Origin of the sequence: Chryseobacterium sp. (assembly GCF_022712095.1) — a bacterium.
Lineage (GTDB): Bacteria > Bacteroidota > Bacteroidia > Flavobacteriales > Weeksellaceae > Chryseobacterium.
The window spans coordinates 1-9,363 of sequence record NZ_JALAHD010000033.1; the positions used below are offsets into that span (position 1 = coordinate 1).

12 protein-coding genes and 1 tRNA gene are annotated in these 9,363 nt (G+C 33.6%); 8 read left to right on the forward strand and 5 right to left on the reverse strand.

Annotated features, from left to right (window positions below):
• The first annotated feature begins 45 nt into the window (after positions 1-45).
• The 5 genes from Q0A18_RS01540 (at position 46) to Q0A18_RS01560 (ending at position 3,628) form a co-directional block, all read left to right on the forward strand.
• Entirely contained in the window at positions 46-1,146 is a 1,101-nt protein-coding gene (locus Q0A18_RS01540; protein WP_292008406.1) for a hypothetical protein, read from the forward strand.
• Positions 1,146-1,697: a LemA family protein gene (locus Q0A18_RS01545; protein ID WP_292008407.1), complete on the forward strand. Its 552-nt coding sequence runs from the start codon at positions 1,146-1,148 to the stop codon at positions 1,695-1,697. Before Q0A18_RS01540 ends, Q0A18_RS01545 begins: the two co-directional genes overlap by 1 nt.
• 2 nt (positions 1,698-1,699) lie before the next feature.
• Positions 1,700-2,053 carry a hypothetical protein gene (locus Q0A18_RS01550; RefSeq protein WP_292008408.1) on the forward strand — a complete coding sequence of 118 codons (354 nt, stop codon included), beginning with the start codon at positions 1,700-1,702 and terminating at the stop codon, positions 2,051-2,053.
• Positions 2,053-2,781 carry a hypothetical protein gene (locus tag Q0A18_RS01555; protein ID WP_292008409.1) on the forward strand — a complete coding sequence of 243 codons (729 nt, stop codon included), beginning with the start codon at positions 2,053-2,055 and terminating at the stop codon, positions 2,779-2,781. Before Q0A18_RS01550 ends, Q0A18_RS01555 begins: the two co-directional genes overlap by 1 nt.
• A gap of 94 nt (positions 2,782-2,875) precedes the next feature.
• Positions 2,876-3,628 carry a hypothetical protein gene (locus Q0A18_RS01560; RefSeq protein WP_292008410.1) on the forward strand — a complete coding sequence of 251 codons (753 nt, stop codon included), beginning with the start codon at positions 2,876-2,878 and terminating at the stop codon, positions 3,626-3,628.
• Positions 3,629-3,818: 190 nt separating this feature from the next.
• Here the strand turns inward: Q0A18_RS01560 and Q0A18_RS01565 are convergent, their stop codons facing one another.
• Positions 3,819-4,505 (reverse strand): hypothetical protein, encoded by a 687-nt coding sequence (locus Q0A18_RS01565; protein ID WP_292008411.1) that lies wholly within the window; start codon positions 4,503-4,505, stop codon positions 3,819-3,821.
• Positions 4,506-4,648: 143 nt separating this feature from the next.
• Here Q0A18_RS01565 and Q0A18_RS01570 point away from each other — a divergent pair, with 143 nt between their 5' ends.
• Entirely contained in the window at positions 4,649-5,032 is a 384-nt protein-coding gene (locus Q0A18_RS01570; RefSeq protein WP_292008412.1) for a helix-turn-helix transcriptional regulator, read from the forward strand.
• A 7-nt stretch (positions 5,033-5,039) separates the two neighbouring features.
• Here Q0A18_RS01570 and Q0A18_RS01575 read toward each other — a convergent pair whose 3' ends face one another.
• Positions 5,040-5,336 (reverse strand): MGMT family protein, encoded by a 297-nt coding sequence (locus Q0A18_RS01575; RefSeq protein ID WP_292008413.1) that lies wholly within the window; start codon positions 5,334-5,336, stop codon positions 5,040-5,042.
• A 171-nt stretch (positions 5,337-5,507) separates the two neighbouring features.
• Between Q0A18_RS01575 and Q0A18_RS01580 the strand changes: the two genes are divergently transcribed.
• Positions 5,508-6,482 (forward strand): deoxyhypusine synthase family protein, encoded by a 975-nt coding sequence (locus Q0A18_RS01580; RefSeq protein WP_292008414.1) that lies wholly within the window; start codon positions 5,508-5,510, stop codon positions 6,480-6,482.
• A gap of 327 nt (positions 6,483-6,809) precedes the next feature.
• On the opposite strand, the gene Q0A18_RS01585 is transcribed toward Q0A18_RS01580, so the two are convergent.
• The 3 genes from Q0A18_RS01585 to Q0A18_RS01595 all read right to left on the reverse strand — a co-directional run bounded on the left by Q0A18_RS01585 (position 6,810) and on the right by Q0A18_RS01595 (position 8,967).
• The gene (locus Q0A18_RS01585; protein WP_292008415.1) at positions 6,810-7,190 is read right to left on the reverse strand and encodes a GreA/GreB family elongation factor; all 381 of its coding nucleotides are present in this window, start codon (positions 7,188-7,190) and stop codon (positions 6,810-6,812) included.
• Between the two features lie 350 nt (positions 7,191-7,540).
• Positions 7,541-7,933: an alternative ribosome rescue aminoacyl-tRNA hydrolase ArfB gene (arfB, locus tag Q0A18_RS01590; RefSeq protein WP_292008416.1), complete on the reverse strand. Its 393-nt coding sequence runs from the start codon at positions 7,931-7,933 to the stop codon at positions 7,541-7,543.
• 14 nt (positions 7,934-7,947) lie between these two features.
• Positions 7,948-8,967 carry an AMP-binding protein gene (locus tag Q0A18_RS01595; protein ID WP_292008417.1) on the reverse strand — a complete coding sequence of 340 codons (1,020 nt, stop codon included), beginning with the start codon at positions 8,965-8,967 and terminating at the stop codon, positions 7,948-7,950.
• Between the two features lie 98 nt (positions 8,968-9,065).
• Here Q0A18_RS01595 and Q0A18_RS01600 point away from each other — a divergent pair.
• Positions 9,066-9,136, forward strand: a tRNA-Gln gene (locus Q0A18_RS01600).
• The last annotated feature ends 227 nt before the right edge of the window (positions 9,137-9,363 follow it).

Below are 9,363 nucleotides of genomic sequence, written 5' to 3' on the forward strand. Positions count from 1 at the left end.
CAATTATACTTATCAAAATATTCTTAAATTTGCAAAAACTCACAAATGTTTGAAATAGAACCTACAATGCTTCCTTTTCTTTTGATTTTCAGCTTGGGAATAGCATTATTTCATACGCTTATTTTAGGTGACATGCTTACTAATAAGCTTAAGCCCAAGTGGCTGATGTTTGTGCTGGACCCACTGATTATACTTATTGGTTACTTTCTTTTTCCAAAACAATCAGGGATCATTTTCATAGGATTATTTTTGTCTGTTTTTATTTTAGGGATTCTGCTATTTATTTCAGAAGGAATAAAAGACGGGATCGGATCTTTTAAGGAAGCCAGAACAAAAAATATTCCTGTTTGGAAAATCCTCGGAAGTGGCATATTAAGTATTTTAGTACTTGTGTTATTTTTCTCTTTAGGCATTTATAGTTTTTTTTTAATTATATTCATACTAATTCTGGGCACCATACTTCCCAGCAATAAAAACCGGTTTTATTTTTATCAGCGAACTCTTCCGACATCAACCATAAAGGGTATAGCTATGGGGCTTTCTGAAATTTCAGGAAAAGCAAAAGCTATTACCGCTGTGATCAGCCCATATACTAAAACCCGCTGTGTCTGCTATATTTATACAATAGATGAAGTTTATACTTCTACAGATAGTGATGGAAAAAAAACTACATCCTATAAAGAAATTCAAAGAGAGGAAAAGCTTAATAATTTTCTTATAGAGGACCCAACAGGAGAAATAGAAATCATACCGGAAAAACTTGAATGGATTAATATAAAGCCTTCTTATCAGGAAGAATTTGCCAGTCACCGTTATACAGAATATACGTTAAGCGAAGATACACAGTTCCTTCTCATAGGCCAGGCTTTTTATGAAGGAGCAAAACCTGTTTTCCGTTTTGATCAGAATAATAAGGTTTTTGGTATTGCCCCTTTAGATGCCGTTAATTTTTCCAATAAATGGAGACCCCTCAAATTAAAAGCAATAACGGTAATATCCTGTATAGGGATCATCTGCGCTTTTATACTGATCACTCCCATGAGACTAGAAGGGAACAGACTTATTATTGAATCCTTAAGTCTGAGAAAATCTTCTTTTTTTAATCATCTTAATGATATTTTTAATTTTTTTAATCCCTTTCAATAATGATTGCTATTCTAATTATCATCCTCGTTACAGTAGGACTTTTTACCTTTTTGATCAATATATACAACCGTCTTGTTATTTTAAAAAACAATACTGAAAAGGCTTTTGCCAATATAGATGTAGTACTGAAACAAAGAGCTGATGAAATTCCCAATATCATAAAAACGGTAAAAGCTACTGCTCTTAATGAAAATACGATTCTCAAAGAGCTAACAACGTTAAGAACTCAATATCTCAACACAGATAATAGCAATGACAAAATAAAGATTGCTGAAAATATAGAAGGAAAAATGAAATCTTTTATGATGGTTACAGAAAACTATCCGGATTTAAAGGCAAGCAGTTCCTATCTGGAACTCCAGAAGAGACTGAGTGAACTGGAAAACATCATTGCGGACAGAAGAGAATATTTCAATGAGTCCATTAATTTATATAATATAGGTTTAGACGTATTTCCAGATATTATATTTGCAAGAATACTGAACTACAGAAAAAAGGAAATGCTGAAAATTTCCGATGCAGAAAGAGTATATCCTGATTTCAACATATAAATATGGAAATAGATTTAAGTATTATTCTGAAGTTTTTCAGCACCGAAAAATTCGTTGGTGGGCTCGCTATAGTTGTTCCTGTATTTACAGTAGGAACCTTACTTCTGTATAATATTTTCAGAAAGATTCCCATCATAAAAAAGGGATTACAATTCCTTATGCTTACGTTTGGGCTTTCCATTATCATTTTTATTCCTTTCTTATTTTTTTCTGCTTTCCTACCGGTTGAGAACATAAAACTAATTTTAATATTAATTGTTATCTGCACAGGTGTAAGTATCTATACCCTTTTTAATACACAGGATACTATTAATTTTATTAAAGATTTTTCAAAAGATACACCAACTAAAAAATAATGGGGAAATTTATTTTAATAGCACCGTTCATTTTCACTTTTATACTCTTATATCTGCATCATTTAAGAACAAATAAAAACACGAAAAAAGATAAAGAGCCTTTTTCTCTTATCCCTTACATTTATCCGGCAATTGTCAGTTATGTTGTTTCGCTGTGTTTCTTAGTTATTTTGATTGGTTTCATAAATATTCTCAATAGTCCATCTTATACAGCTAAAGTTATTGACCAGCATATTTGGGATCCTAATGAGAAATTACACACTGCTTTAATCGAATTTAAAGACAAAGACAATCGGATTAACCAAAAGATTTTGGAATATAACGAAGAAACTCAATTAATGCAGGGGGAGACAGTAAAAATTTACTTTCAGAATAAAGCAGACACAGCCCATACAGCTGATTCTAAAATAATCACTTTGGGAATATTCGGTACTTTTCTTTTTATATTAGGAATTCTTCTTCTATGGGCAATATTATATGCACTGGGCAAAGATTATTCTTTCATCATTAAAATGGGGCTAACTTTTCTTTTGTATCTAGTGCTTCCTGCAGGGATGCTTTTTTTTATCGGGGTCTTTGGATGGCTTTTATGGGAATATTTCGAAGGAAGAAAAGATTTACCCATAGCAGTTATAGGAATGTGCAGTATATTCATTACAGTATTAATACCTGCCTTTTTCGGTTATTTAAAAATGCTTTTTAAAAATAAAGAGAATAAGGATTTCTAATCAAAAAATAGTTTTAAATAAAAGTATTACTTCCTTATCACTTAGGAAAAGTAATAAATCATAAGTAAAAAGACTTTATTACACCACCAGAATAATGAACATATTATTTTACATATCAATTCTATTTACTCTTATCCTTCTATTATTAAATTACAGAAGAAGATGTTCCGAAGAAGATAAAGGTATTTTTTTCTGGCTGACCTTTCTTTATCGTGGAATTCTTGTTTTTGTATTTTCCTTATGCTTTTCAGCCATATTCCTAGGTGTAATATCTGCTATCAATACGCCCATTTATACAGCCAAAGTGGTGAGCCAAATTGGGATCTCGGATGAAAAATCCACCAACATACAGATTGAGTTTAAGGACAGAAATAATCAACTAATTACAAAGACATTAAAATATAATAGAGATGCTCCCCCTAAAATAGGAAAAACGATAAAGATTACCTATAAAGAAGGAGACGATGTAAAAACTCTACAAACAGCTAGAATAACCATTGGAATTTTTAGTGTTTTTGCCTTAATACTTGGAATAGCATGGCTGTTTACAGTTCTGTATTCGTTAGGGCAAGATTATTCTTTTATTACTAAAATATTAGTTATTCTTACCTTATTTATTGTTGTCCCTGCAGCAATACTAATTTTCATAGGTATATTAGGATGGATATTATGGGAATATTATGAAGGAAGAAAGGATTTACCACAAATAGCAATAGGCTTGTGCAGCATTTTTATAACGGTTTTAATTCTTGCGTTCTTAGGTTATTTTAAATTACTCTTCGGAAATAAAGAAGGTATGATTTCTGATTTGGAGAGACAGATCTCAGGAAAGTTGGATCCTTTTTAATCAAAAACGGCCTGGTAAAACCAAGCCGTCCTGTCTACTTATTTCTCCTCCACTCCAAAAAAACAAAGATTACAATCAAAATAAGACAAATAATCTGGAGAAACAGTAGGCGATCATCCTTATCAAAAGCCTGAATTATCAATATAATAAGTAAAAGCAGGTAACATACATATTTCATAACTTCTTTTCTTTATGGCAATCCCCCTTCTTTTACACAGCTGTGATAATCTGTTTCCGCATCAGAATTACAGATAATCATCATGGTAGTAGCTACCGCCCCTCCAATTACGGTACCTGCCCCCAAGCTGATCAATCCTGAAGCTGCTACTCCGGCCATTGATATGGCATAATTCCTCATACAACGTCTGGATGTTTTCACATAAGTAGCATGACAATCCTTTTTGAAGAAAGCCCCTTCCTGCTCATCATATCCAAGCTGGCTATCAATTTCCTTTATAAGCATGCTTTCCCTCTCTTTCTCATTATAACGGGAATAAAATTCTTTATTTTCCTCAACAAATACTTTTGTATTTTCTCCTATTTTACGGTATAAGGTTATCAGCCCTTTGATGTTCCGAACTCCCGCATCTCTGTAGAGAGTTTCCAATTCTTTCTCCGTGGTAATACTGTTTATTTTAGACTGGATTAAGGAGTGATTTACATTCTTTTCTCTATCAAGAATATTCTGTATCTCAACTTGATCAGAAAGTAGTTCAGCTACATAACTTGATAAAGTTCTAAGTGATAGTTTAGAAGTTTCAGAGATTGATTCATTTCCGAATCCTGTGTCCTGTAGGGGTAGGTCGTCATTTGAATTACAAGATTGAAAGACCGTCAGGAATGAGAGCATTCCCGCTACGAATAATTTTTGTTTCATCATTTTATTATTTAATGTTCCAGTCCAAAACTATAAAACTTAATTCCCTTAAAAGTGAAAATTTATTGTATTTTTATTGTATATTTTGTGTACATATTGCAAGTAAGTTGTACATTTTTTTTGCATATTTGTAAAAAAAAGACATGCAAAAAGAGAAGCTTCGTACAATCAGAAAAAAGAAAGGATATACACAACAGCAGATCGCTGATGTAATTGCCACTGATGTTTCCAACTACAGCCGAAAAGAAAGCGGAGATGTAAAAATCATCAGAGATGAATGGGAAAAAATCGCTTCTTTTTTAGAAATCCCTATGGAGGATATCTATGAAGATGATGATGCTCAAATTATCGTTAACAATGACCATCCTGTTTTTAATGACAGTTCTTCCTCAGGATATTTCAACCATTTTAATAATACGACCATCCCTTTATCTATTGTAGAAGAACTACAGAATTATATCAAAATTCTAAGGGAAGAGGTACAAAGGCTGAAAGAGGAAAATAAAGCTTTAAAAGAAAAAAAATAATTCGTATTTAAAGCTCCTGTAAAGGATCCCAAAACAGCTTTTTGATATTTTTTATCCTGAAATTTTCAATAACAATTCCTTCAGCCTCAAGCTTAGGTAAGAATTCTTTTACAGATAAAGTTCCGGAGCTGGAAATCACACGGTGAGCCGGCACATCTTCGGGGCAACCGCCCATCGCCTTTCCTACATGTCGGGAATGGTTGGGATAGCCTACTGCTTTTGCTATAGCCCCATAGCTGGAAACACGCCCTTTCGGAATAAGCCGGGTAATTTCGTATACCTGCTGCTTGAAAATTTCGTCCATACATCAAATGTAAAACTTTATTTTAATATTTCTCCTTAGGGTTAAATAAAAAGTTTCATTACTTTTTCCCTGCAAGCATGTTTAAACAAAACAATTACGAAGAGGGCAAAAACAAAGCTGATCACCCGATGCCCAATCTTTTAAATTCATATCTTTGCAAAAATCAAAAACATGAACAAACCTATTACTGAATTCATAGAGAAATATTATCTGCATTTTAATGCGGCTTCATTAGTAGATGCTTCCAAAGGCTATGTAGCTCACCTTAAAGAAGGTGGAAAAATGATGATCACTTTGGCTGGAGCAATGTCCACTGCAGAATTGGGAAAAATTTTAGCGGAAATGATCCGTCAGGACAAAGTGCAGTTCATTTCTTGTACAGGAGCGAACCTTGAAGAAGATTTGATGAATTTAGTGGCTCATTCACATTATGAAAGAGTACCTCATTACAGAGACCTTACTCCACAGGATGAGTGGAATTTATTGGAAAAGGGACTTAACAGGGTAACCGATACATGCATTCCTGAAGAGGAAGCATTCAGAAGGTTACAAAAGCATATTTATGAAATCTGGAAAGACGCTGAAAACAAAGGTGAGCGTTATTTTCCACACGAATACATGTACAAAATGCTTTTATCAGGAGTACTAGAACAATACTACGAAATCCCGAAAGAGAATTCATGGATGCTTGCCGCTGCTGAGAAAAACTTACCTATCGTAGTTCCGGGATGGGAAGATTCCACTATGGGAAATATCTTTACTTCTTACTGTATTAAAGGAGACTTAAAGCCTTCCACAATGAAATCCGGTATCGAATATCTGGCTTATCTTGCAGATTGGTATCCTAAAAACAGCGGTGGAAAAGGAGTTGGATTCTTCCAGATCGGTGGAGGAATTGCAGGAGATTTCCCAATCTGTGTAGTTCCGATGCTGTATCAGGATCTTGAAATGCATGATATTCCTTTCTGGTCTTATTTCTGCCAGATCTCCGATTCTACAACTTCTTACGGATCTTATTCTGGAGCGGTTCCAAATGAGAAAATCACCTGGGGAAAACTAGATATCAATACACCAAAATATATTGTAGAGAGTGATGCTACGATTTGCGCACCATTGATGTTCCAATATATTCTTGAAAATTCTTAAGAGTTTATTTTTAAATATATTAAATCCTGAGGAAGTTTCCTTGGGATTTTTTTGTAGGATGGTTTATGAGTAGTCATTTTTTTAACACAAAGTTTATGGTTGAGGGCAAAGAAGAGCAGCTTCATCATTGATGAAAGGCGGGTTGCTAGAGGGGTTAGATTTCCCAGTACGCTCGAAATGATCGTGTATAGAGAATGATATCTAATGATGTGGATATGATGTTTGTACTATATTAAATTGGGTAAGAGTAATTTGAAAGTGAATATTATATATTGAGGCTGATTACAAAAAAAGCTGTCTCAATATGAAACAGCCTTCGTGTAAAAATTAACCTTGCCAAGCCTCAACATTCAAAATTTCTATTTTCCTGTCTCCATCTTTGAAAGGCCATTCGACAACATCTCCTACTTTATATCCTACTACTGCCAGTGCAATATCAGATAAGATAGAGTGTTTGTTTTTTTTAGGTTTTGCTCTTGTAGATGCTACAAAAATATATTCGTGCTCAAAATCCTGAGTATGATCCTTCAGCGTTACTTTACGGTCCACAGTTACTATATCAGCTGGAAGATCCCTTCTTAATACCTGCTTAGCTCCTTTTAATTCTGCTGCAAGCCTGTTTTCTTCTGCTATACTTACTTGTTTTCTTCTTAGATGTTCTTTTATTGCATCGTAAATTCCGGTAGTTACTGTAATATTTTCTGACATTTCTGATTGTTTTTTAAATAAAAAAATGATGAACCTTTATCATGATTCAGCATAGAAATACATGGACTTTTCGTCCATTTTTCCTATGAAAATTCATCAAATTGTAAAGATTGTATTAACTAGGTCCCTGTCCTGAATCCCGACAGGGCTTATTGAATAAACTCTTTAGAGCTTTTTAAAAAAGAATCAGTATGTAAATAAAACAATGATAACAACAGTCCCGAAAAACGATGCCTTGCGGATAAGAAGTTTGAAGTTACCATGATAATTTACTTTGTGTTATAATTGTACTAAGATACATAATAACTTATTATAAAACAAAAACTGGCAAAAAAAGGAATAATATCATGCTAATATTTAAATTTTCGGTTTTCCTTTTTCTCAGAGATTTTCTTTTTGTTATCCAGCCTTTTTTCTTTTTGCCCTCTGGAGGGCTTTGTTGCTATTCTTTTTTTAGGAATAATTAATGCTGTATGAACGATTTCTGTTATCTTCTCAATAGCAGAATTTTTATTCATCAGCTGGGTTCTGCTTTCAGATACAGTTAGATATAAAAATCCTTCTGCGTTGATTCTGTTTTTAAGCTTCTCCTGAATTAAAAGCTTTTGTCTTTCATCAAAAAATTCAGAATCTTCCACTTTCCAAAGCACAGTGACCGATGTTTCCACCTTATTGACATTCTGCCCTCCCGCCCCACTGCTGCGGGAAGTTTTAAAAATCAGTTCTTTTGAAAAGTCTTTCACTGTAAATGTTATTTTTATCTGTTTGTATTGATAATCCGTTCGAGCAATTCTCTCCTGCTTATTTTTCCATTAGGCGTTCTCGGAATCCGGTCAATAAAAATAATCTCTTTGGGTTTATGGAAATTCTTTTTAAAATCCAGTTTCATAATCATATTTTCAATTTCTTTCGCAGATTCTCCCTCTATTACGGCTATCAATTTCTGTCCCAAACTTTCATCCTGTATCCCTAAAAAAACAATTTCATTCGGAATTTCTTTTTTTACCACTGCTTCCAACTCTTCCGGAAATATTTTGGCGCCACCTGAATTAATCACATTATCTACTCTTCCTAAAAACCTAAACTGCTTTTCATTTTTAATTTCAACCAGATCATTTGTCTGTAATTTTTCAGTGTTCACATTTGGCGCTACGATAGTCAGACAGCCTCTTTCATCTGTATCAATAGATACATTTTCAAAAATCGTAAAATACTCCTGGGATTGAGGAGCAAGCTGTTTCAACGCAATATGGGAAAGCGTCTCCGACATTCCATACGTTTCATAGATTCTGGTCTGTAATCCTGAAATTCTTCTTTTCAGGCTTTCTGACACGGCAGCACCACCAATGATCAGGTTTTTAATTAATGAAAGCTTGTCCAACGAGTTTTCAACCTGCAACGGAGTCATTGCGCAAAAAACAATTTCTTCTTCCAGATTTTTTATGGGCTTCAGCGACAAATCAGCCACTTTAAGTTTCAATTTTCTTTCAATGGAACGTACGATCATCATCTTCCCTGAAATATATTCCACCGGCAGGCAAAGTAATGCTGTATCTCCATCCTTTAATCCAAGAAAATTACAGGTCATTACCGCTGAATTGATCATTTTATTTTTTTCAATTTCAAAAACTTTTGGCTGCCCTGTTGATCCTGAAGTCTGAACTTTTACCGTTAATGAATCTGAAAACCATTCTTCCAAAAATTTTTTTATTTTTTTTTCAAATTCCGTCTCAGGATTTAATTCATTAATATTGAGATTTTTAAAATCTATAACCATAATCTGCTCCATTAAAAAGTCTAGTAAATTTAAAAAAAAATTCAGAAAGCCCTTGTATGGGAAGAAAAAAATTGTAAATTTGCACCACTCAAACAAACAGACCCATGGTGTAGCGGTAACACTACTGATTTTGGTTCAGTCATCTGGGGTTCGAATCCCTGTGGGTCTACAAACCGTCCTTATTTAAGGACGGTTTTTTATTTCTATACACACTTTACCCAAATCGGCTTCAATTTTGCAATAGATGTTAAAACTAATTTCATGGAAATTTCAGGTAAGGTATTACAGATTGCAGCAACTTTCAAACTACAATTCCAAAAAATTAGGTTATTTATTTAACCTCAATTAAATGAGTCAACACTTAATATGTTTTGAAGTTATTTAATTGATTATAAC